Source organism: Salmonirosea aquatica, assembly GCF_009296315.1.
Lineage (GTDB): Bacteria > Bacteroidota > Bacteroidia > Cytophagales > Spirosomataceae > Salmonirosea > Salmonirosea aquatica.
Genome location: NZ_WHLY01000002.1, coordinates 6,461,212 through 6,483,292, shown reverse-complemented (window position 1 = coordinate 6,483,292; position 22,081 = coordinate 6,461,212). Strand labels below are relative to the sequence as shown.

The 22,081-nt window shown below is 49.3% G+C and carries 32 protein-coding genes and 1 pseudogene; 12 read left to right on the top strand and 21 right to left on the bottom strand.

The features are described from left to right. Window positions 1–58 precede the first annotated feature (58 nt). The 6 genes from GBK04_RS31290 to GBK04_RS28195 all read right to left on the bottom strand — a co-directional run bounded on the left by GBK04_RS31290 (window position 59) and on the right by GBK04_RS28195 (window position 3,323). Window positions 59–229: a hypothetical protein gene (locus GBK04_RS31290; protein ID WP_373331430.1), complete on the bottom strand. Its 171-nt coding sequence runs from the start codon at window positions 227–229 to the stop codon at window positions 59–61. A gap of 144 nt (window positions 230–373) precedes the next feature. After that, the gene (locus tag GBK04_RS28215) at window positions 374–982 is read right to left on the bottom strand and encodes a hypothetical protein (protein WP_152765668.1); all 609 of its coding nucleotides are present in this window, start codon (window positions 980–982) and stop codon (window positions 374–376) included. 61 nt (window positions 983–1,043) lie between these two features. Beyond that, a complete protein-coding gene (locus GBK04_RS28210) occupies window positions 1,044–1,376 on the bottom strand; it encodes a hypothetical protein (RefSeq protein WP_152765665.1) in 333 nt (110 codons plus the stop codon). Window positions 1,377–1,378: 2 nt separating this feature from the next. Beyond that, complete coding sequence (locus GBK04_RS28205; protein WP_152765662.1) at window positions 1,379–1,864, bottom strand: hypothetical protein; 486 nt, start codon at window positions 1,862–1,864, stop codon at window positions 1,379–1,381. After that, entirely contained in the window at window positions 1,861–2,565 is a 705-nt protein-coding gene (locus GBK04_RS28200; RefSeq protein WP_152765660.1) for a hypothetical protein, read from the bottom strand. The genes GBK04_RS28205 and GBK04_RS28200 overlap by 4 nt, the downstream gene beginning before the upstream one ends. Window positions 2,566–2,567: 2 nt before the next feature. After that, complete coding sequence (locus GBK04_RS28195; protein WP_152765658.1) at window positions 2,568–3,323, bottom strand: hypothetical protein; 756 nt, start codon at window positions 3,321–3,323, stop codon at window positions 2,568–2,570. Window positions 3,324–3,579: 256 nt separating this feature from the next. Here GBK04_RS28195 and GBK04_RS31285 point away from each other — a divergent pair, with 256 nt between their 5' ends. Continuing rightward, complete coding sequence (locus GBK04_RS31285) at window positions 3,580–3,939, top strand: hypothetical protein (protein ID WP_373331429.1); 360 nt, start codon at window positions 3,580–3,582, stop codon at window positions 3,937–3,939. A 117-nt stretch (window positions 3,940–4,056) separates the two neighbouring features. Then, window positions 4,057–4,551 carry a hypothetical protein gene (locus GBK04_RS28185; RefSeq protein WP_152765653.1) on the top strand — a complete coding sequence of 165 codons (495 nt, stop codon included), beginning with the start codon at window positions 4,057–4,059 and terminating at the stop codon, window positions 4,549–4,551. A gap of 11 nt (window positions 4,552–4,562) precedes the next feature. Here the strand turns inward: GBK04_RS28185 and GBK04_RS28180 are convergent, their stop codons facing one another. The 12 genes from GBK04_RS28180 to GBK04_RS28125 all read right to left on the bottom strand — a co-directional run bounded on the left by GBK04_RS28180 (window position 4,563) and on the right by GBK04_RS28125 (window position 9,480). Continuing rightward, entirely contained in the window at window positions 4,563–4,790 is a 228-nt protein-coding gene (locus GBK04_RS28180; RefSeq protein WP_152765650.1) for a hypothetical protein, read from the bottom strand. Window positions 4,791–4,988: 198 nt separating this feature from the next. Further along, entirely contained in the window at window positions 4,989–5,354 is a 366-nt protein-coding gene (locus GBK04_RS28175) for a hypothetical protein (RefSeq protein ID WP_152765649.1), read from the bottom strand. Between the two features lie 12 nt (window positions 5,355–5,366). Beyond that, complete coding sequence (locus GBK04_RS28170; protein ID WP_152765647.1) at window positions 5,367–5,576, bottom strand: hypothetical protein; 210 nt, start codon at window positions 5,574–5,576, stop codon at window positions 5,367–5,369. Between the two features lie 19 nt (window positions 5,577–5,595). Next, window positions 5,596–6,723 (bottom strand): rolling circle replication-associated protein, encoded by a 1,128-nt coding sequence (locus GBK04_RS28165; RefSeq protein WP_152765646.1) that lies wholly within the window; start codon window positions 6,721–6,723, stop codon window positions 5,596–5,598. Window positions 6,724–6,922: 199 nt separating this feature from the next. After that, a complete protein-coding gene (locus GBK04_RS28160; protein WP_152765645.1) occupies window positions 6,923–7,204 on the bottom strand; it encodes a hypothetical protein in 282 nt (93 codons plus the stop codon). An 80-nt stretch (window positions 7,205–7,284) separates the two neighbouring features. Continuing rightward, window positions 7,285–7,545: a hypothetical protein gene (locus GBK04_RS28155; protein ID WP_152765644.1), complete on the bottom strand. Its 261-nt coding sequence runs from the start codon at window positions 7,543–7,545 to the stop codon at window positions 7,285–7,287. Between the two features lie 39 nt (window positions 7,546–7,584). Next, a complete protein-coding gene (locus GBK04_RS28150; protein WP_152765642.1) occupies window positions 7,585–7,839 on the bottom strand; it encodes a hypothetical protein in 255 nt (84 codons plus the stop codon). 21 nt (window positions 7,840–7,860) lie between these two features. Further along, window positions 7,861–8,109 (bottom strand): hypothetical protein, encoded by a 249-nt coding sequence (locus tag GBK04_RS28145; protein WP_152765641.1) that lies wholly within the window; start codon window positions 8,107–8,109, stop codon window positions 7,861–7,863. A gap of 6 nt (window positions 8,110–8,115) precedes the next feature. Beyond that, window positions 8,116–8,484 (bottom strand): ASCH domain-containing protein, encoded by a 369-nt coding sequence (locus tag GBK04_RS28140; protein ID WP_152765640.1) that lies wholly within the window; start codon window positions 8,482–8,484, stop codon window positions 8,116–8,118. Then, complete coding sequence (locus GBK04_RS28135) at window positions 8,466–8,843, bottom strand: hypothetical protein (RefSeq protein ID WP_152765638.1); 378 nt, start codon at window positions 8,841–8,843, stop codon at window positions 8,466–8,468. The genes GBK04_RS28140 and GBK04_RS28135 overlap by 19 nt, the downstream gene beginning before the upstream one ends. Window positions 8,844–9,010: 167 nt before the next feature. Beyond that, window positions 9,011–9,205, bottom strand: coding sequence for a hypothetical protein (locus GBK04_RS28130; RefSeq protein ID WP_152765637.1), 195 nt, complete (start codon window positions 9,203–9,205; stop codon window positions 9,011–9,013). After that, a complete protein-coding gene (locus tag GBK04_RS28125) occupies window positions 9,202–9,480 on the bottom strand; it encodes a hypothetical protein (RefSeq protein ID WP_152765636.1) in 279 nt (92 codons plus the stop codon). Before GBK04_RS28125 ends, GBK04_RS28130 begins: the two co-directional genes overlap by 4 nt. A gap of 109 nt (window positions 9,481–9,589) precedes the next feature. Between GBK04_RS28125 and GBK04_RS28120 the strand changes: the two genes are divergently transcribed. Further along, the gene (locus GBK04_RS28120; protein ID WP_152765634.1) at window positions 9,590–9,958 is read left to right on the top strand and encodes a helix-turn-helix domain-containing protein; all 369 of its coding nucleotides are present in this window, start codon (window positions 9,590–9,592) and stop codon (window positions 9,956–9,958) included. Window positions 9,959–10,919: 961 nt separating this feature from the next. Here GBK04_RS28120 and GBK04_RS31280 read toward each other — a convergent pair. Further along, window positions 10,920–11,042 (bottom strand): hypothetical protein, encoded by a 123-nt coding sequence (locus GBK04_RS31280; protein WP_373331428.1) that lies wholly within the window; start codon window positions 11,040–11,042, stop codon window positions 10,920–10,922. Window positions 11,043–11,354: 312 nt separating this feature from the next. On the opposite strand from GBK04_RS31280, the gene GBK04_RS28115 reads away from it, so the two are divergent. The 6 genes and pseudogenes from GBK04_RS28115 to tesB all read left to right on the top strand — a co-directional run bounded on the left by GBK04_RS28115 (window position 11,355) and on the right by tesB (window position 15,969). Continuing rightward, complete coding sequence (locus GBK04_RS28115; protein ID WP_152765633.1) at window positions 11,355–11,732, top strand: hypothetical protein; 378 nt, start codon at window positions 11,355–11,357, stop codon at window positions 11,730–11,732. Window positions 11,733–12,033: 301 nt separating this feature from the next. Continuing rightward, complete coding sequence (locus tag GBK04_RS28110; protein WP_152765632.1) at window positions 12,034–12,342, top strand: hypothetical protein; 309 nt, start codon at window positions 12,034–12,036, stop codon at window positions 12,340–12,342. A gap of 438 nt (window positions 12,343–12,780) precedes the next feature. Then, window positions 12,781–13,415, top strand: a pseudogene (locus GBK04_RS28105) (peroxiredoxin). Window positions 13,416–13,513: 98 nt separating this feature from the next. Continuing rightward, window positions 13,514–14,290: a glycoside hydrolase family 25 protein gene (locus tag GBK04_RS28100; RefSeq protein ID WP_373331427.1), complete on the top strand. Its 777-nt coding sequence runs from the start codon at window positions 13,514–13,516 to the stop codon at window positions 14,288–14,290. 14 nt (window positions 14,291–14,304) lie between these two features. Then, window positions 14,305–15,057, top strand: coding sequence for a 23S rRNA pseudouridine(2604) synthase RluF (gene rluF / locus GBK04_RS28095; RefSeq protein WP_152765628.1), 753 nt, complete (start codon window positions 14,305–14,307; stop codon window positions 15,055–15,057). 57 nt (window positions 15,058–15,114) lie between these two features. Beyond that, window positions 15,115–15,969, top strand: coding sequence for an acyl-CoA thioesterase II (tesB, locus tag GBK04_RS28090; protein WP_152765627.1), 855 nt, complete (start codon window positions 15,115–15,117; stop codon window positions 15,967–15,969). A gap of 41 nt (window positions 15,970–16,010) precedes the next feature. Here the strand turns inward: tesB and GBK04_RS28085 are convergent, their stop codons facing one another. Beyond that, window positions 16,011–18,785 carry a vWA domain-containing protein gene (locus GBK04_RS28085; RefSeq protein WP_152765625.1) on the bottom strand — a complete coding sequence of 925 codons (2,775 nt, stop codon included), beginning with the start codon at window positions 18,783–18,785 and terminating at the stop codon, window positions 16,011–16,013. Between the two features lie 110 nt (window positions 18,786–18,895). Further along, window positions 18,896–19,696 (bottom strand): cyclase family protein, encoded by an 801-nt coding sequence (locus GBK04_RS28080; protein ID WP_152765623.1) that lies wholly within the window; start codon window positions 19,694–19,696, stop codon window positions 18,896–18,898. Window positions 19,697–19,925: 229 nt separating this feature from the next. On the opposite strand from GBK04_RS28080, the gene GBK04_RS28075 reads away from it, so the two are divergent. From GBK04_RS28075 to GBK04_RS31270, 3 genes are all read left to right on the top strand, one after another. Beyond that, on the top strand, window positions 19,926–20,690 hold the full coding sequence (locus GBK04_RS28075) for an EcsC family protein (protein ID WP_152765620.1): 765 nt from the start codon (window positions 19,926–19,928) through the stop codon (window positions 20,688–20,690). A 195-nt stretch (window positions 20,691–20,885) separates the two neighbouring features. Next, complete coding sequence (locus GBK04_RS31275) at window positions 20,886–21,488, top strand: hypothetical protein (RefSeq protein WP_373331426.1); 603 nt, start codon at window positions 20,886–20,888, stop codon at window positions 21,486–21,488. Next, the gene (locus GBK04_RS31270) at window positions 21,488–22,015 is read left to right on the top strand and encodes a BamA/TamA family outer membrane protein (protein ID WP_373331425.1); all 528 of its coding nucleotides are present in this window, start codon (window positions 21,488–21,490) and stop codon (window positions 22,013–22,015) included. The genes GBK04_RS31275 and GBK04_RS31270 overlap by 1 nt, the downstream gene beginning before the upstream one ends. Window positions 22,016–22,081 lie beyond the last annotated feature (66 nt).

The window sequence follows — 22,081 nt, the reverse complement described above, 5'->3', positions numbered from 1 at the left end:
ATTTAGGAAAAGCAAGCCCGGTTTGGCGGGCTTGCTCTGGATGGATGGTAGCGGGCGGCTATACTTTGGCAATCTTGGCACTCAGGGCCATAGATTTTTTGTACTCGCTCATTTTCTTGTTATAGTCCTTTTTGATGGACGCAACCTTTGAGAGGTACTTTTTCTTTTGCTCGGGGCTGGCCGTCAGCTTAGGTTTTTTCGGCAATTTGCCCATTTTTGGCTTGCGCATAATTTTGGAATTTAAGAGTTAAAAAAAAGTGATTCGTTGGGGGTTGGTGTGATTGCCCTGGCTACGGAATAGCCAGGGCGTTCACGGTTGGAAACTGGCCTAGTAGGGGCGGCGCTTACGCTTCCGGGCGTCGGGGGTTATTACCTAGCGGCGGCGGCGCGCCTTCGTTTTCTTACGGAAGAAGAAATACCAAACACCCAAACCAATCATGGCGGCAATCAGCGGGTTATTGGTAATGAAACTGAACGGGTCGGAAATGAACTCATTAAAGTAGTCCATAATGCCTTTGGTGGCGGCGGTGCCGGTGCCGGTCGTTGTGGTCGTCGTAGCGCTTCCGCCTGTTTCGGATGCTCCGCTTACGCTTACCCGGATGGCGGCAATTTCGGCGTTCGTGGCTCCTACTCCTTTGATCGAGTACAGGTTTTGACCGCTGAAAATGCGCTCGATTCCGGTTTCGTCTACAATGGCATCCTCTACGATGAAGCCGTCAGCGTCGACAAAATCCCAGTTGGTTTTGTTGCTGAAAAGTTCCAGGTTCAAATCCGTTGAGATAGAAGCGTTACCGCTGTTGAGCCAGTTGCGCATGGCGTCGCGCGTTAGGTACCGGTACTTTACATCACTGCCTACCAGTTCAGGCAAAAGCAGAATTTTGGGCTTGCTGGTTTCGGTGCTTTCACTGGCGGCGTAGACGTTGCCTACTCCGTTGTTTCCGGTGATGGTACCGACGTTGGTTAAAATTTTAATTTCGGCCATAGCTAATAGATTTTGAAATAGTGAAAAGTGAAAAATTGGGGGTTATTGGTTTGAAAATTATTTAGTTACGCTTTCGTTTTTTCTTCCGAAAAAATAGGAAGTAGGCAGCCACGGCAGCCAGGGCCAACAACGGTATATTATCCAGTAGGCCGCTGCTGCTGTTGCTGCGGTATTGGTTAGGGTCGTACGGAACGGAACCGTACGAAGGGGTAATACTGCCGTTGCCTTTGATACCGCCCGGAAACAAGGCGGTCAGTAGGGGTACAGCAATGCCACTTATAGCGCTGCTAATCGTGGTGATTACGTTCCCGCTTTTGGGAGTGGTGCCGGCCTGGGCTTGCTGCGCGGCCTGACTGATTAGGATAGGGTCAACCCCATAGACTGAATACGGCATATTTATATGATTCTAGGGATTTTGATACTTTGGGAGAATTGAACCGGGAAGTTTAGCAACTCGGCTTTTACAAATCCGTTGAAGTTGAATTGTATCGTTTTACCCTGCACTAAATCCCGGATTTCGGGAATGATGCTGATTAGGTCGAGCAACTGAATATTTACAATAGCGTCGGCCTGGGTTTGTCCGCTGGGGTTGATCCTGAATTTTTCGTACCGATACGCCCGGCCTACGGTGGCGGTGTTGATGCTTACGGTAAGGTCGAGCGATTGAATATTAATATTCGTCGCCGTGCGGTTCCAGAAATTGAGGGGCAACAAAAACGTTAGTTGGCCCTGGCCCAAACTTACCCGTAGTTGCTTGGGTAGTCCGGGCGTAACGTCCAGGTTACTGGCGGCGCGGGCTTTGCTCAGGACGTACGCCCCGGCTCCCACGGCCCCGGCTATCATCAAATCTTGATTGCTTATGCCTTTACGTTTCTTGCTCATAAGGATTCGACGGCTTGCTTGAATAAAAATCCTATGATCACGGTAGCGGCTATTTTGCCGTACTCTACTTTGGTGCTTGGGGTGCCGGTGGGCGTGGCGTCGGTTCCCTGGATGGGCGCGGGGTCGCCGGGTGTGGTTATGTACTGGTTTCCGTCGACGGCGTTTTTTGCGAATTGTAAAGCCTGGGTAGGCTCGTACCCGCGTATGAGGGCGTCAACCAACTCACCGACTAGCAAGGCCAGGGGGTACCCTTTGGCGTAGGCATCCAGATTTTGCGTGACGGCTTTTATATAATTTATGTCCTCAACGCTTACCGTAGGGCTATCAATCAGGCGGGTATATTCCCGGCTCAGGATGGCGCGTAGGGTTTCCCAATCCTGGCCACTTCGGCCCGAAACGTAGGAGATAAGCCCACTATACGCGAAAACTTTGGAGTTGCGTTCCGTTTCGGTTTGCGTCAGGGTTTGGCCGGTGGGCGTGGTGGTGACAATCGGCGCGGGGTCGCTGGTGAGTCCCGGATCACTGTCAACAATTACGGCAGGATTCAGCGCGTAGGGATTGGGGTACAGTGGACTATTGACCGTGGGATTAATGACCAGGGTAGGGCTGCTAACAATAGTCGGATTGACGTTAATAACAGGATTGCTACCGATTACCGGCGTGGTGGGATTGGAACGACGTATGAAAAAGAATTCGGGCATAGTTAGAGTAGGTCGTAATGATAGGCGGCATAGAGTCCGACGCCCCCGATAAGCAGAGCGGCCAGGGGTGAACCTTTCAATTCTTTGGAGTAGGTCGCATGGTAGGCGGCTATCTGAGCGGCTTCGGCGGCGACGTATTCGGCGCGCAGTTGAAGCGTTTTTAGTTGCTGGCTGTCCTGGCGCTTTTTAATGAATCCTAGTACGATGCTGGCGGCGGTCAGCACGGCCCCGGCTCCCACGGCGTAGGGGTTGGCCGTGGCAATGGCCACACCGCCCACGGTGGCAGCCCACGCGGCTACGCTGCTGTTTCCGTTGGCCTGGGCGGCCTGGGTTTGAAGAAATGCGATTTCCTCGGCGTATTGATTCCAGCTTTGTACCAATTTGGAAAGCTGATCGATTAGGAAAGCTTTCCGTTCCTCGGAGGTGGTACCCTGGTAGGCGCTGGCAGCCTGAGCGAAGTACTCAGGACGGTAAGTAACATTTAGGCTCAGTTCATACTGTTGGGTATTGGGGTTAAAGATCGGGGCGGCATTCGGCAGGGTACCCAAAACCGGCGCGTACCCTAGCGTTCTGATCTGATCGAACGCAATGCTTAGGGTATTATCGACGCTTCCGTCAGCGTTGCGCGGCCCGTAGGAGCGGGTAAGGAATACCGGCAAGTCTAACGGCTTTGATGAAATGTTGACAGGTACGGCCGATCCGTCCGGGTAGTAGTACGTTCCCTGTCCGTTTTGCCGATTTGTTATGTAGTCTGCCATATTTACCGTTATACTGCCATAATTGCAGATGCAAGTATATACGGTTTATTTCAATTGTGCAACGTTTAGCATTACAAATTATCAAAACACCCCACTAGTCAAGCGTTCATAGCGTGTAGCCCCACAAAACGCACCCTTAAATACAGCTTGTACGAACCTTTTTGCACCCATATTGCAGGGATGCTACACCCAAAAAAATATTTTTTGATTGTCCGTTTTTTTTTCCTATTTGGCAGTAAACAAACCTGACAAGATTATGAAAAAGCTATTTTTTGGAGTGCTGGCGCTGGTGGCGCTTGGGTGTGGGGGCAACGATCCGAAACCCTCGGCAGTGGTGCCGGATGGCATTTACACCGCGCAGACCGTGACCGTAAACGATAAGGTTTCAAGCCTTCCGGCTGGAATGGTGACGTTTGAAGTGGTGGGTACGGGTACCAATCAGATACGGATAACCCAAAAGGGAAAAATCAATCTTGCACCCTGGCAGGACGTCAGCGGGGTTTATACGACCTATCAAACCGGGAATACGGTACGGACGGACGGACTGAGCGCAATCATCGGCGGCGGCGTGTTGGATATACGGGTAGGGTATACGGCTGTGATTGCCAAAAAGTAGGGTACCTACTCCCACATAAAAAAGCCCTGGCCAAATGGTCAGGGCTTTTTTGTTGGGTAGCTGACTGAAGAAAAATACTTTATTTGTTTTTCCTTTCACTCAATCGCTTACACCATTATGAAAAAATACGCTACGCTATTACTTGGGTTCCTGCTGCTGGCCGCTTGCTCTACTGAAAAATCAACCGAAGAAGCCGAACAGATTAGGCTTTTGAAAGAGCAAAACGAGTTATTGAAAAATCAGCTTGCAACAAAAAAGAATGAACCGGCTGAACGGCCAAAAGCCAAACCCCCGGTACCGGCGAAAAAATCAATTACGGTTGATCAGATCAAACAAGATTTACTGAATCAGTCCGTCAGCTATTGGCATCAGGGCGCATTGGCGAAAGTAAAAAAGCAATGGGTATTTGCTTCCCTGGCGGAATACAAAAGCGTAGAAGTGGAGAATGAACAGGTACGGGATAATTACCAGGAAAAGACTTTGGCCATGACGCTACAAGATCAGGCTACCGGAGAAAGGTTCTATGCCCGGATGCTGGTAAGCTATAATAAACACGGTGAACAGTGGGTACTTTCCCGATGGGACGCTTTACAATTTTCGGAGATCAAATAAAAAAGCCCCGGTCAGATGGCCGGGGCTTTTGCTTTGTGCTTGGTGGACGTGAGCCGTGAAAGGAAATCCCGTAGGGAAATGTAGGTTTCGAAAATGTTGGCCCGTTGGCTGGGTTCGTGATCTTCGCAAGCCGGGGAAAGCAGGTACCCGCAAAACAGTTCATCTAAATGGGTTATGGTGTCGGCTTCGCGGGCTAAGTTCTGGATGGCTTGTAAATCGGTGTCAGTACTGTTTTGCATGGGGCGTAGGATGATGTGAACGATTCCTAAAACTACATTTTATCCTGTAATAAAAATATACAATTTGAATTGGTTAAAACTCTGTTAAAGGATTGGTATAAAAAATATTTTATTAAAAGAGGCATTCAAGTTTCATAAACAAATAAATAAACTACAACTATTGAACAAATCAATAAATAAGATTTGTCTATTTATTTTTTATGATAGTGTTAATTTCCCTGCGTTCAAAGGCGCTTTACTGACAACGTATTGCAGTGACTTATACATTACTTCTTCATAGAATTTAGAACTCCTTCGGGAAGAACATAAACAAAACCCGCTGGCTACGATACCCATAATAGCGGCGCTTTTCAATTTTGCTCCTGATGCTTCCAGGTACAGGATAAAAAGTTCATCATGGGTCATAGTAGTACGCTCAAACCCTTCGTGAGGGAATAGAGTTTCTACAAAGCACTTTTCTTTCATGGAAAGTAACACCTTGACTTTCCGCCACGTGTGTAAATGGCCTTCTAACGGAATTTCAATAATAGCCCCTTTTTTGAATCTTAAATTCTTGATAGCCATTGGAGTAAGGATTTAGAATTTGCCTTTAAAATAGTTTGACTCCTTCATTAAATATCTATTCAATAATTCCTTGTTTGTAAACTCTGTCAAAAAGTTAGAGCCGTTAAAGAATAGCTTAGTTTTTCGCTCACCAACTTCTAAAATCAACGCTTGTTTGATTTCTCCAAGGTAAAGCAAGGGTACCTTTTTCCCTTCTTTGAATTTGAAATTTTTGATAGCCATAGGAGTAAGAATTTGGAAGTTAAGTAAATGACGTTTGTAGGCTTCCGTATAATTGTAAGAACGTGTTGTTGTAGTGGGTTTGGTAGCGGTGGTGTAGGCTGGGGGCGTGTTCTTGCATCAGCTTTCGATTCTCAACATTGAGCCGGTACACGGTGAAATTTTCATCTTTTATGACGTCCTCGGCTTTTAGTACCTGGGCTAGTTTATCCAGGTAATTTTTTACTTCGTCGTTGGTCGTACTCATATCAAAATCCTCGATGGCGACGGTTTCGGCGTGGTAGGTAAGTGTTTTCAAATCATCGGAACAGCCCCAAATTCTACCGTTAATTTTCCTATCCATAAAGTCGCGGCCTTTCTCCTTCATCTGGCTATCTACGTCATTGGCTTTGGTCAGGTACTTTGAAATATAAGCGGTGATGGATCGCAATTTTTTCAACTTGTGTATGTCGGTGCTATTCGGCTGGGTGGTGTTAAAATTGTCGCGCTGGCCGCGTTCGTAGCGCTGGCGCTGCTGGGTCACGCTGGCCCAATACAGTACTTTTTCGTTCGGCTTCTTTCCGGCGCGGGTGAGTTTTTCGGCTTCGCGTTTTATGTATTGTTTGGCTTCCTGGCCGTTGATCTGGAAACCGGCGCGGTAGTGTTCGCGCAGATTCTGCCGGTAGGTTTCAAGGTACCCGTATTGGTCTAAGATCGAATTCCAGGCTTTTTTTACCTGGGCATGGTGTATGTAGGCGTCTACGACCAAATGAAAATGAATGTTATCATTCTGTTGGGGTTCGGCGCGCCAAAAGTAGTTTTTTACGTGGTGGTAGCGTTTTAGCTGCGTAATGAAGTACCCTAGCATATTCCGTTTTATGTCGTTGTCGTCGTGCGCCTGGGCGGCGGGTAGGGTCAAGGTGATGAAGGTAGGGTAAATGCTGTTCCGGGTTATTTTACCGGTGGTGGTGATGGTCATACTCAACAACCAATTATCCAGGTACTTTTTAACCTGTCGGCGGGTGGCGGGCGACATATAGCCGTTGTAGTCGCCTTTTGCGCCTTTTTCCAAATTTTCCAGGCTGGCGGCGTTTTCCTGGGTACGTCCGCCTTCAAAGGATTGGTATACTACCACGGAATGCGGCTTGAACAGGGCTATACTTTCAATCATGGGTGCAGGCAGGAAAAGCGTAGGGGATGCAATGGTACGTAAAACGTTTCAAACTTTCGGCACAAATGCCACATTGTCAGCGCTTGCGGACGTTCTGACATGGTAAATAGGGCGTTGCTATGGTACCTGTTGCAGAGTCGACACGTAGATAAACCAAACCTAAAAAGCCCTGGCGGGGGCTTTTTAGGTGGTAAAAAGGCTAAAATGTCCGGGCTTGTTTTTTCAATTCGGCAGAATCAAGCTGTTCGATTCTATCGGCCACTTTCCACAAATCCAGGGACTTCGCTAGAAGGGTACTTACTGCCCGCTCCCGCGTGGCTGCCTTTTCTACCTCAGTAAAATTCCAGCCTTCGACGTGTTCGGCAATAATGAAGGACTGTTCAAGAAACAATGATACTAAACCATGTAGGCCAATTTTCCCCACTTGGTTAACCATTTGATCTAGTCGCCCCTCTACCGTAGTATAATTGGAATAATCCATAATGATAGCGGTAAATGATAAAAGTAGAAATCAAACCTAAAAAGCCCCTGGCCGGGGCTTTTTAGGTGGTAGGGTAGGGATTAGGCAATTGCAACAATTAGCCCTTTTGGGTCGCCATCCTGGGCGGCTTTTTTAACGGCTGTCATGGACTTAAATACAAATCCTTCCATTAACAAAATACATTCCTGCAACTGCTCAACGGTAGCAAGTCCCCCGGCATTAACTACGGAATCATCAGGATGGATCTGTATGAGTACAAAACCGGTGGCGGGGTTGTCGTGCCTTTCGGTGTAGCGGTCGTATAGCATTTCAGCTTTAAATAAAAATTCTTCCTTTGTCATAAGTGAAATAAAATTTAGAAGTGAATAAATAAATTAAAATTAAACGGGTTCGCTTTGCAGCGCTTCTAGGGCTTTGATTCGTCCGGCAATTTCCAATGATTTCCATTGCAAATTTGACATAATCAGCCAAAGGCCGGGCGCGCAATCATTGACCGAAAACAAACGGCCTTCAATCAGAAATGAATGGTTTTGGCCAAACAAATTGTAAATCTTTTGAAGGTGTTCTATTTCGCCTTTCGTGTGGCTCAGGTTTTCGGTAAGGCTTTGCAATTCCTCTGTTTGTGGGGTAGGCATAGCGTAGGGGTTAAGAAAGAATTAATTATCTGATACGGGCGGCAAAAAATAGCAACCTTCAAAACCTCCCGTTAGAATCTTATGAAAATAATTATCCATTGATTCGCGTGTATGAATAACACCTTTCACGCTTAGAATCCCTTTGCTGGATATATCGCAACCTAATTCATTACTAAGAGCCAAATAATAAACGCTCGGCGGGGATTTCGCATCCTTTGTAAATTGATCATATCTTTTAGCGCATTCGGTTAAAAAACTCTGCTTATCCATAGTCATTTAATTAAATAATGGAACTTGATTTTTTGGGGAAACTTCCGGTTTTACAACCTGTACCAATAAGCAATAAGCGAGCGGGGTACTATCATTAAAATTAGGCTTATTCTTGTACATGGTTCTCAGGACGTCGCGGCATTCGTTCGCGTTATATCCTGTATCCAGATACGCGATTAAATCCGTAATACCTTCCGGGGTCAACGGGGTAAGCTTCTTAACTTCAAATATTCCATAGGTTTTGTTTTTATAAAATACTTCAAACTTGGCTCCTATAAAGTAGCGTTTAGGGTTCAATAAACGTAGGGTTGTAAATGCTTTACAATCCAATTTATTATTCCAGTTGTAGGAGAAATCTAATCGTTCGTACTGCATAATTCAGGGGTTAAAAATTGGGACTCTAAAAGGCTCAGGCGCGGGGGCTTATTGGCTACCGTATAGGGGTCATAGTTAGGGCGGGTCGGAAAGTTCAAGGCTTGCAAACGTTGCTCGTAAACGGCATTTAAAGCCGTGGCGGCATTGGCAAAGTCTATCAAATCATCAAAGCAAATCCGATAAAACTGGATCATGCCGGGTAGGCGGTCGGGGCTTACGTGTAAGCCTTCGCGGCGTTTGGCTTCCAGGGACTTCAAATAGTTGCCCATATCCTCAGCGGCTTTCATCGCTTTGGGTTCACGCTCTTTGTACGTGGCATAAGCCAACGTCAGGTTGGTATCGATTTTCTCTACTTCCATCGCGGTAAGGCTTTAAATTGTAGTTGCTCCAAAACTTCCGGGTGCTGTATTCCGTAGGGTTACGGGCCGTAAGGGCGAACTGTAAAAGCATGGCCCGACTAGCGGGCATTTGCTTTATTCTTCGTGGCAGTGCCTTGTTTATCATGTCATTACAGGGCAAAAAAAATTTAGGATTCGTCCTCACTTGGTACGGTTTCGATACCCTCCGCTAAATCGATTAATTCAGCTACAACGGTATCAATGCGGGAAGTAAGTACAACAATCTCCCGATTGTAGGGATTAGGTTTTGCCGTGACCTTTTCAATCAAAAGGGAACGTTGACGTAGGTATTCATCAATGATTTTTGGAATGTCAATTTTCATAACTTCATCCCGAATACCTCGGCGGTTTGGGCGTCCTCGGTTACGTCTCTTTCCTTGGCGGCTTCGTAATCGAAGAAAAAGCCGGTTTCGTGATGAAACCCAATGCAACTGCTATCGTAAATCGTGCGGAAATCTTCTACGGTAAATTTCCCCTTACCATTCATCAGGTGATAAAAACCCTGATCGGTAATACCTCGGCGCTCTTTGAGCGCTTTCTTAACTGCTTTCTTGGCCCAATTGGGCGCTTCGCTGTACACTTGCTTTAAAGTTGCCATAAAATAAGTTTGTGGGTTTTTGTATTGTTTTCTAGTAGCACTTTACTACTTTATAGCACAATGTTACGAAAATAATTACATTAAATGCAATACTAAACGATACAATTCCATGAAAAACAGCAACGAAGTACATTTTGGCTCTATGCTTCGGCGGGCGTTTGATCGCTCGGATTACACCCAAGAACAAGCGGCGGAAAAGTTCGGGGTAGCAAGGAATAACTTCGCTAACTACTTCAAAAAGAAAGATTTAAACACGGTTGTACTGCGGCGGGCGTGTGAGGTTTTCGGGGTACCCATGACGTACTTTTTTGGTTTTTCCGATGCTTTACCCCACTCCGGAAATTATGTAGCGGAAAACGTGGCAGGCTATACCGCCAAACTCACGCAATGCCTGGAAGAAAATACTATGCTGAAAAAAGAAAACGGCCTTCTTACGTCCCTGGTGGACATTTACAGAGGGAAAACGCCCACACAATAGCGCACAAAATAGCGCTCACACACGCACAAATTAGATTTCATTAGCTTTTAAATTGGCATAGAATGAGTTACCCGGCTATTGGACTACAATCCGATATTCTCCACATTTATACATAATCGCTGTTATCAGCCAATTTAGCTGCCCATTCGGCAGCTTTTTTTGTGTCTTTTCTATTCTTGTAAACATATTGCTAATTATTACGCTGCATCCGCTTGTCCTGCCGGAAAACATTCCGACGCACCCGGTACCCTATGCGTAATGCTCGGTGTACTGTACATTTGCCATCGCTTCGCATTAGTTAACTGTGATTGGTTGATTGATTTGACCCCGGCCTACCAGCCGGGATTTTTTCTTTTCTGGATTATAGGTAATTTTACTATGCTTATTCTATTGGTCAGAGAACTCTGGCAATAGTGTAATAGTAGTGCTCTGGAAAGCCCGCTCAATGAGCGGGCTTTCCGTTCTCTAAAAGCATCTTCTGGTCGTTACTCTGTAATAGGGGTAGGTCCGAGTAGCCCCTTTTCCTATTTCTCTATACCCCACCCATAGCGCTGGGCTGTTCTGCTAGCAATTCCCGTAGGGCTTTCTGGTCCTCCCGCGATAGCTTCTTAAAAGCTTTTGGTTTCATTGTCTTTTGTGCGGTAGAGTGAGCGGTCCCATTTCTGCATGATCACCTTGAGCCGCGATTGCCATTTTTCGTATTGTACTTAGATGTTAGGGAATTGATTTTTAATTCTTTACTGAGATAAATTTCTTCATACAGAGTGGTGGTAGGCATTCAGCAGCGAAACCCAGTAATCCTCGTTGCAATAGATATCGCAATTGTACTACAATTTGAAGCCCGAGAGTACCCCATGGACCTAACCCGTTACGTAGCCACTCAGCTGGATCGAATTCGGTGAAATCGCAAAACTGTACATGTAGGCCCACGCCTTCCGGGCCGCATGAGCCGTCTTCTGGACTATTGCATACGCCACGTCCGACTCGCCGTATACCGGCGCAGATGATCGATGTCATTGTTGAGCGTGAACATATCCTCCAGGTCCTGGATCAACAAGTCCCACTTCCGGGTCAGCCCGATCACGCTGTTGGGATACGAAATGATCTCAATGCCAAGATTTCATTTCAGGTACAGATCCGCCTGGCTCTATTCTATACACATGGCCGCTCCATACACCGCACTAGTCGGCCGCACCCGGTACCACCGCTTATGCGACGGTATTACGAGCTTAACTTCCATTACTATATGGGTATTAGATGATTGTCTATTAAATTTTTATTAAAAACAGGGTAATCAAAGGGGGACAGAGAGAATTGATTGTAAGAATTATTAACTTTAATACCTATTATATAACCACTCCTTCATAATTTTAATACTTAATGTCCCCCTCTAGACATGCTATTCAGAAGAAAGAAGCCCGTGGCGGCTAGTCCCGACCCGGACAGAAAATCGAACATCTATGTCGATGTCGTGCTTACCCAACTCATCCAAAACCTGGAACGGGATAAGGAAAAATTAAAGCATACCCTGGCCAACCAGGCAGGCTATTTTCACCTGATCATCCCCAAGGACCTATCTCATACGCTCGCGTCCGATTGGATCGCTATCCGTGATTTCGTCGGGTTTGAGGATTCCGTCGATATATTCGATGCGGAAAAGATGAAAGCTCCGATCCGGAAGAAAGCCAGCCAATTCACCCAGGCCGATATTGATGAACTGATGACGATGCTTTACGCCTTACAGGCCAAACTGAACGCCGAGCACAATCACTGAGCCACGGTGCCTGGTCATAGCCTTACGATCAGGCACTGTGCTTACTTAGCATTTCGATCACAGTCTTCGCCTCCACGACGTGCGTCGTCCCCACTTTCTACGACTTATAGCACTGCGAAGTATCCCGCCCCAACTTTCCCGAAAGGTGATTCTGATCCAGCGGTCCGGCCGTTTCACTTTTTATACACTATTCCAAAAAAATGAATTATGGCCAACTTTTTAGGTAAATATTACTAATATTATGTAAATCTCAGTTATTCTATTATTTTTGTTTTCAAATACTTACACACCCTAAAAGCGTATGTTACCCTCCCATCTCAACCATGGCCTCCATTTTGTGGGGGTATGGTTCGCCACATGCATCGCCTGGCTCCTTACGGGCCTGCTGCTTCGCTGTTTCTTTCCTGACCTCACCCTGAACTTTTTTCTGGTCATTGGCCTTGTGTCCGGCCTGCTGCTGGCCTTGCTGCTACCACGTATTCATAAAGACTCACCGCCGGTCACTGCCGCGAGTAACCATCCGGATACTGGGAAAAGCATAGGAAAACCCAAACCGACCGGGCTACACAACCCGTTCAGAACCTCTGGCCCTGCGCCCGCCGACCGATAAAAAATGCCGCCTGCGCGGCCTGACTGCTTTATTCGAGGACTTGCTCTCATCGCGTGTAATTATTTCAGCAGCGAGCAAACAAAGCCTGACTCCCGGGAGTTGTAAGCAAAATAGAATAAGCAATTGAATCAGAAAAAGCCCCTCACAGGAGGGGCTTTTTCATGTAAATAAGTAACCCAAAAGAATAACCCGTCAATTGTAAAATAGCCTGGCTACAAGCGCGGTCAGGCTGTTTTACAATTGACGGAATCGACCCCAGGTAGTACATTGTTCACCACAAAAGAAGATTCCGGCAAAACCGTCGGGATCCTTTTTTGGACCAGCTCCCGATAAATTGTAGCGAAACGGGGAATGAAACAAGGGGCGTTGGTGTTCTCAAAGTCTATCACTTTGATAGATTACTAAATAGAATTTAAAACCCCAAAACCAATCAACATTATGTCACTTAGATTAGGAGATATCGCCCCCGATTTTGAAGCGAATACAACGCAAGGTCCGATCAAATTTCATGAATGGCTCGGTGACAGCTGGGGAATGCTATTCTCGCATCCGGCTGATTTTACCCCTGTTTGCACTACGGAACTTGGGAAAACCGCCCTTTTAAAAGGTGAATTTGAGAAGCGGGGGGTAAAGGTACTGGCCGTAAGTGTAGACGATCTCGACTCGCACAATCGCTGGTTGCCCGACATCAACGAGGTCAATGGTACCGAGGTGAACTTCCCGCTCATTGCCGACGAAGGTCGGAAAGTAGCCGAGTTGTATGACATGATCCACCCTAACGCCAGTGAAAAGTCGACGGTACGTTCGGTATTCATCATTGGCCCCGATAAGAAAATAAAACTGACGCTGACGTACCCTGCCTCTACGGGACGTAATTTCAATGAATTGCTTCGTGTGATTGATTCCCTGCAACTTACCGCCAACCACTCTGTAGCTACCCCGCCGACTGGCAGGATGGTGACGATGTGATCGTGGTACCTTCGATCAGTACGGAGGATGCTCAGAAGAAATTCACGAAGGGAGTAAAAATGGTTAAACCTTATTTGCGCTACACACCACAGCCCAACAAATAATCGGTTTTACTATTATAATATAAAAAAAGCCGCTCCTGTTGGAGCGGCTTTTTTTATAATTTCGCCCCGGCATGGCGCATAAACGAAAGAAAACAATTTTGACAAAACCACCCCGAAACCCACCACTTCCACTGAAAGGATGGCTTATTTTGGGGGGCGTAGTGCTGGTTGTTTCGCTGGGGATCTGGTGGCTGAGCCATCGGAATGAAAACGAATGGACTTACGTGCGCAGCTTCGGGATTCGCCTGCCGTTGCGTTATGCCATTCATGGCATCGATGTATCGCATCACAATGCCCGTATCGACTGGGATAAACTTAAAAAAGTACAGGGCGGTAGCGTGCGCATCGATTTTGTATACCTCAAAGCTACCGAAGGTGCAACGCATTTCGATCGGGAGTTTGCCCGCAACTGGCGCGAAGCACGCCGGGTGGGTATGCGGCGGGGCGCGTACCATTTCTACAACCCGAGGGTATATTCCAATTTGCAGGCGGAGAATTTTATTAAGCGGGTTACGATGCAGGCCGGTGATTTGCCACCCGTGCTGGATCTGGAAATTGAAGCGGGTAAGCCACCCGAAATCATCATCAAAGGGGTAGGCAACTGGCTGAGTATTATCGAAAAGCAGTACAGGGTGCGTCCGATCATCTACACCAACGAGCATTTTTACCAGAAATACATCGCCGGAAATTTTGACGAATATCCTCTCTGGCTGGCGGGGTACTCCCGGGTACATTTGAACGACCTGGCCGAAAGTACCAACGTATTGTTCTGGCAGCACAGCGAACGGGGCGTGGCGGACGGAATTAGGGGATACGTAGATTTTAACGTTTTTTTACACGATGTAGAAACGTGGCAGGAGATCGGAAAAAGATAATCAATGCGGTAGGTATGGAACAGGAGCAAGGTACCCGGCTAAACAAATTCATCAGCGAGACAGGATTCTGCTCGAGGCGGGAAGCGGATAAGTGGATCGAACAGGGCAAGGTCACTATTAACGGACGCGTAGCCGTGCTGGGTGATAAAGCAACATCAGCCGATGAGGTAAGGGTAGGGGGAAAATCGATCAACCCTCAAAAGAAAGCCGAGGTATATATTGCGTTCAATAAACCTGTGGGCATTACCTGCACCACGGAGCGCCACATCAAGGGAAATATTATTGATTACATCCATCATCCTGAGCGCATATTCCCAATAGGCCGGCTGGATAAACCCTCCGAAGGACTCATCTTTTTGACGAGCAATGGCGATATTGTGAACAAAATCCTGCGGGCTGGCAATCAACATGAGAAAGAGTACGAAGTGGCCGTGGATCGGCCGATTACGGCCGAATTTATCAGGAAAATGCAGAATGGGGTACCTATTCTGGATACGGTGACGCAAAAGTGCTTGGTGGAGCAACTAAGCCGCCATACTTTCCGAATTATTTTGACTCAGGGCCTGAATCGCCAGATCCGACGCATGTGCACCTACCTGGGTTATTCGGTAACCCGTCTCAAACGGGTGCGCATCATGAACGTGACACTCGATAACCTTCCCGTCGGAAAATGGCGGAATCTGACGCCTCGGGAAATGGAGGAGATCAACCGCATGATCGCCAACTCCACCAAGACCGAGGAAGGCTCTTATCTTGATAGCGAATAAATAACTTATAATAATCATTAAGCCATCAGCCAATGGCTAACAGCCAATAGCCCCAAAATGACCAACGTCCAGGAATTGATCGACCTTCTTAACCTCGAAAAAATTGAGGAAAATATTTATCGGGGGGCCAATTACCAGGCGCCCTGGAAACGGGTGTTTGGCGGACAGGTACTGGCGCAGGCCCTGAACGCCTGTCAGCGTACCGTACCCGACGACCGGCTGGTACATTCCATGCAGGCCTATTTCATTCTAGCGGGTGATATCAGCCAGCCGATCATTTATGAAGTCGACCGCATCCGGGACGGGGGGAGTTTCTCCACCCGCCGCGTTGTCGCGATCCAGAAAGGTACCCCCATTTTCAGCATGGGCGCGTCGTTTCAGTCGGTGCAGGAAGGGTTGGACCATCAGATCAGTATGCCCAATGTACCTTCGCCCGACATGCTGGTGTCGGACGAGAAGCTCGCGGAGGTATTCAAAGAAGCAGCTCCGGAAATTTACCGGAGTCTCACCTTTCCCCGGCCGTTGGAATTTCGCCCGGTCGAAAAGTTGAACCCGATGTCGGGTAAGGAGTACGCGCCGTTTCGGCACGTGTGGGTGAAGGCCAAGGGCGAGCTACCCGACGACATCCGGCTGCACCAGGCGATTCTGGCTTATGCCTCCGATTATAATCTGCTGACTACCGCTACCTTGCCCCATTGGGATAAGGTAAAACCCAACGAACTGTTCCTCGCCAGCCTGGACCACGCCATGTGGTTTCACCGCTCTTTTCGCATCGATGAGTGGCTGCTTTATGCACTCGATAGCCCCAGCGCCTCTAATGCGCGCGGCTTCACCCGGGGCAGCGTGTTCGATCAGCAGGGGCAGTTGGTAGCCTCCGTGGTGCAGGAGGGGCTGATCAGGAAACGAGATTGAGTTAGCGAATCGGCTAACAAGCCCTAGCTGCCAAACTGCTATTATTTAGAAGGTACCTGCTTCGCCTGGGCTTCCAGAATAAGCTGCAAATCAGCCGTTTGGTCGGTAACGTGGGTATAGGTACCCCTGCCTGCCTGACTGAGTTTTTTGAGATTTTTCCCCATAAACGGATTTCGACCAAAAGTAAATACCGTCAGAAAAATATCCTGGCGGGCGTTCTCGTCAATCAGTTGAAGTACTTCATTGCTGACGGGAAACTCGCCATCGGTGGCCAGAATAATCCGGTTGTTTCCCGCCCGGATGTATTGTTTGTTGGCTACCTTGTAAGCCAGCGTGAGCCCGCCGTTTCCATCCGTTTCGCCGGTCGAGCTGAGTTGGTCGATGACCCGGGCGATCATGGCCGTTTCGGCGCCCGAGGTAGGTTTAAGGGCAATCCGGGCCTTGCCCGAATACACCACGATCGAGAGTTGATCCTCGGGACGGAGCAGCGGGAGCAACGATTTGATGGAGCGCTTCAGCAAAGGTAGTTTGACCGGCGAATCCATTGATCCCGACACATCCAGCAGCAAAATCATGTTGTTCGCTGCAAAACCGGCCAAGGAACGCGTGACCTCCCGCTGATCGGTTCGGTCGATGTAAACGGTATCTACCCGGGTTTCTTTTATATAAACCGTGTCGCGAACTATCTGTGGCTTTTGTGGATCAATTGCTGCGATGGATTCATTCGCGGGCTTCCCGGAAAGTTTTTCGGCTGGTTTGTTTTCTACAATCGGCTTGTTGTCAGGTACCCCTTGCTTGGCGGAAGGTCGGGTGTTGGCCGCTACTGCCGCCCGGGCAGGAAAGCGTTGGAGAATGAAGAGGTCGGGTTGTCGAACTGCTTTGAGCAACAGGATGTTTTTCCCGGCCGCCAGTTCGCTGAACTTGTTGTACTGATAAACCAGCTCATTGTTGTAGAAGTAGTAAAAGGATTCGTACGGGTGCCGGGTATAATTGGCCGGGACGGGCTTGACGGCCTGTGCCATGCCAGCGAAACGGGATGTGTTCTCGGCCAGGTCTTCGTAGGGCGAGTAGGGACACAGGCCATTACTCCGCCCATAGCGCGGCAACCCCTTCAGGTTCTGGTACTCATCGGCAATCAGTTGCCGGGCGCTGGTTTCTGCCCGGGTGGTGCCGGGTAGCTGATTGGCTTCCCCTTTCAGGTACCCTTTTACGCCAAACAAAATTTCATGATCCTCATCCAGCGTACGCTGTAAAGCATGCCCGGCTACCTGCCACGAACTGGTGGGACTAGCTGCCGGGTAGCTTTCATAAATGCGCCTGATGTCGGTATATAGCTGCTCTTTCTTTTGATCGAACGTATCGAACAGATGGGCGTAACGGTTCAGTATGGCATCGGAACGGGTCAATCGATCCTGCAAATACTGTTTTTCACGGGTGTACGAAATCAACTCAATGCTCAGGCCATCCATTTCCTGTAACATACTCCTAAGTACCTCCGCCTGATCCTGAACCGCCGTGCGGTACGGTCCGGGTAAGGATGTGCTGTGGGTCATCAGGAGCTGATAGGCCGAAAGAGGTACCTTAAAGTCCTCGTGGGAATACGTGAGGTTTGCCCGTTGCGAAGCGCGGGCCGGATCACGGTAATATTCGGCCGACTGCTGATAGTTGCGCACAAGTACCTGTAAGGTATGCATCTGCCGCAGCGACTCATTGATCCATTCCACGTAGCCATTCAGGGTTTCAAACAGCGCGCGGGAAGCCGGAGTGGCGGACGGTTTGAGGGTAAAGTCGGGACGGGGTTTGTCTTGAAAAGGTACCGTCCGGGCTGTGGTCGGAGCGACCGATTGGGAAGACTGCGGTGTAAAGACTGGGCTATACGACGGATAGTCGAGTAGCGGACGGGCCGATTTGCTGTACAGGACAAAACTGCGATGAATGCCCAGCAGACCCTGATTGTACTGTTTGATCAACGACAGATAAACCCCATTGCCATAGTGGGCCGACTGCCGGGCGGCATAGGTGTTTTCGTCAATGGCTCGCTGCTTTACGGCCTGTATGGCCAGGAGTTCCGATTTGAAAGCATTCACCATATCGGAAGCAGGGTAGGCAATTTTTGATTGAGCCTTACCAAAAGTACCCAACCATTTTTCATCGGCCAGCATACTTGCCTGCACCCGGTCCACAGGCCATACGGTGGGTTGATCTTCCTGCAGGTAGTACGGCAGCGAATCGAGTAGTTGCTGCTGACTCAGTAGGATTTGCTCCATATCTTTTTCGGTGGCCAGGTAGGGGTCGGTAGGCGAGGTCGGTAGGTAATGACGGTACACGCTCTGAATCTGCTCAAAAAGCGCGGTTTTATCCCGGCTGAACGCCAAAAAATGAGCCTGCATTTCGCTAATCAATTGATCGGACTGGCGAAGATTGTCGTTCTGGTAGTTTTTCAGCCGGACGTAGGTTTCCAGGGCTTTGCCGGTTTGATCTAGTTGGGTGAGCAGCTGCCAGAGCGCTTCGGTACCGGCGTTGAGGTGTTGTTTTTCGCTGGCGGTCAGTCCGCTGCCCGCCAAGGCTTTTTGGTAATAAAATTCTTCCAACGGCCCCGAAGAAGCCAACCTCAACAGGAAATCAGGCTTGTTCCGATAACGGGTCACATCTTCCTGGTAAGCGCGCACCATGTCGAACCGGCGGATTACCTCTTCCACCGACTGGTTCAGAAAAGCCACGTATTGATTCAAGGACTGCTGGGGCGAGGCCGTCTGGGCGGGGGTAGTACCGCAGGCCGCGATAAAAAATAGCAGACAGAATGCAAGGCGGCTCATACCTTCGTTGATTGCGTATTATCAGAGGTCAAATCTCACGTATTTCTCTGCCGAATCCCTACCCGGTTGCTAATTCGTTTTTTTTACTTTGTGAAAGGTAGGGTAGGTACTCAATCCTGCAACCAGGCAACGATTCTCAGCGGTGCCCCGCTGCCGCCTTTTATCTTCATGGGAAGAGCCACCACATACGCCCCTTTCGTGGGTACCTTATCCAGATTGGCGACATTCTCAAAACCCGGGATGTTGGCCCCGTAAAATAGCTGGTGGGTTTTAAAGTCCTTCGACTGGCCGAAGTCGATGCTGGCGGTGTCGATCCCTACGGCTTTGATTTTCCGGTTACCCACGAGCCACTCGGCCGCCTCCGGATCGATGCCCGGAAAATGTAGTTTGGCTACGGCTTCCGCGCCCCGTTCGTCGGTACCTAAATAATTTTTGGCATCCGGATACAAGGTACCATGCCCCGTCCGAAACAAAACGATCGCCTGGTCGGGAATCGGGCCGTTGGTTTTTTCCCAGGCTTCAATATCGCCGACGGTAACCTGGTAATCCGAATTGGTACGGGCTTTTTCTGAAACATCGATTACGACAGCATCGCCCGTCAGGTTTTCCAGGGGGATTTGCTCAGTACTCCACTTACCCTCGGCAAAATGGACCGGCGCATCCAGGTGGGTACCCCCGTGTTCGGCCGCGCAGAAGTTGTAGGCCGAATAGTAATACCCGCCGGGGGTGATGCCTTCGAAATCCGTATTCAGGCGAAAGGGCCCGCTGGTGGGCCAGTACGGGGTTTCGTCCGAAAATTCGTAGCTCAGGTCTATCCATTGGCCGGAGGAGAAGGGATTTTTTGCCTGTTCAGCGGGCTGTTGGGTGCAGCCGACCGCCAGGAGTGACAAGGCGTAAAGTGTTTTATGCATAAGGGGTAGGGTTTTTGAATCCAGAATCAGATTGAAATATAGCTTTTGAATCCTTTATTTCAAATTTCCACCGTTTGATTGGGCTCAGGCTGGATATAAGCCGTACACGGTTCTGTTTTGAAAAGGGTTGACATGACCTGTCAAAAGAGAAAAAAAGCAAAGCGACTGACCTGAAAAGTAGTATATTGAGTGACCTTGCCCTACCAAGGTACCTTGATTTCAAAACACCATGACGCTTTACGAAGAACTCACCCGGCACGAGCTGCTGCAGTGGCAGCAAAAAATGCAGCGCCCCCCGTCGGCAGCCAACCGGCTGGCCAAGGCGGTGCAGCGGCGCCTCAATCGCATCATACCCGCCAAGGTACACCAGGCCGTAACGGCGACCATTAAGCAGATGACCCGGGGAGTACTCTACGGCGCGGGGTACACCACCCGCCTGCCGGACACCGATGCGTCTTTGCAAGTGCGCGAGGCAGACGTGCGGGATCGGATCGGATTTTATAAGAAAACCGGGGCGACTGAAGGTGCGCTCACTGGCGCGGGGGGCTTCTGGCTGGCGATGGCCGACTTCCCGCTGCTGCTGGCCATCAAAATGAAAATGCTATTCGAAATAGCGGCCCTTTACGGGTACCCCATCGACGACTACCGCGAGCGGCTCTACATTCTGCACATTTTCCAGCTGGCTTTTTCGAGCCAGGAGCGGCGTCGGGAGGTGTATGGACAGATGGAGCGGTGGGATGAGCAAAGCCAACTCCTGCCCGACGACATCAACCAGTTTGACTGGCTCACCTTCCAGCTCGAGTACCGCGACTACATCGACCTGGCCAAGATGGCCCAGCTCATCCCCGGCGTGGGAGCCGCCGTGGGGCTGGTGGTCAACTACCGGCTCATCGACAGCCTGGGCAAGACGGCCATGAATGCCTACCGCATGCGTTGGCTGGACGACCTGGCCAGACAGGAAAAGCTGCCACCTGCGGACCGGAAGGAGCTTTGACAGCCGGGTAAGGTACCTCTTCCGGAAGTTGGATTCCGGGCCGTGGGACAGGGCTTCGGCCAGAGGCGTCGCGGGGGTACCAGACAGTACCTTGCCCATTTTACCGGCTTATCCAATCAAAAGGTTCCGCTGCGTGTTAATAGGTCGATGGTACCGTCCCGCGAGTCAGTTTAACAGTATTGTATCCTAATCTCTATGAAAAATTGGTTGCTAACCCTTGCTTTATATGCCCTTCTGTGTCAAACCTCGGCCTGGGCCCAGAAAACAAATTTTCTTACCCGCTACATCAACAGTCTAGCCAACGACACTTCGTCCAATGCAAGGCCCCAGTTTCTGGTGTACCCTACCATCGGCTATGCACCCGAAACCAGCTGGGAGATTGGGCTGAGCAGCCTATATGTCTATTATGCCAAAGGGGACACCACCAACCGCCTCAGCGAAGTCAACGGTTTCACGTTCTTTACCCTGGAAAACCAGTACGGGCTCTGGTTTGACCACAACCTGTTTACCGATAAGAACAAATGGATATTTCCGGGCCGATTCCGTTACCAGAGCTTTCCCGTGCTTTTCCATGGCATTGGTCCCGATTCGCCCGCCGAGCACGTCGCGTTGGTCAATACCAGACAGCTGCAAATCAAAGAGCGGGCCTTGCGGCAGATGCTACCCAACTTTTACGCCGGACTGGAGCTGGACTTTCAACGGTTGAGCTCCGTCAGTTTCGTGCCGGCTTCTTCCTCGGATGTAGAGCTACCCACCGGGGGACCGGTTCGGCCAACCTGGCTTTTGGCCTGGGGCTGATGTATGATACGCGCCACAATGTTCTCAATGTCAGGGAGGGTGTCTTCTCGGAGCTGGCCCTGCTGCGGTACGACAAAACTTGGGGCAGCGATTTCTCCTTCACCACAATTATTTCCGACAACCGGTTCTACAAAAGCATCAATGAGCGCGATGTGCTGGCTGCCCAAGTCCTGGGTCAGTTCAACGTCGGCAACACGCCGTTCAATCAGCTGGCTCAGCTGGGGGGCGAAAGCATCAACCGGGGCTACTATTTGGGTCGCTTTCGGGACAAAAACCAGCTGGCCGCTCAGGTCGAATACCGGATGCTCCCCTTCCCTTTTGCCAAACGGTGGGGAGCGGCCGTGTTCGGCAGCAGTGGTACTGTTTTCAATGATTTCCGTAAGCTCTCTTTCGACAACATCGTGTGGTCGGGTGGGGCCGGGGTGCGGTTCCTGATATTCCCCAAGAAAGACGTCTACACCCGCCTCGATGTCGCCCTGACCAACGAGGGCCCGGGCTTTTACTTCTTTATCGGGGAGGCTTTTTGAGAATCCATACGATAGGGACTCCATGCCCCCTTTTGCCAGACGCTGGCCGTACGCAGGGTAGTTTTT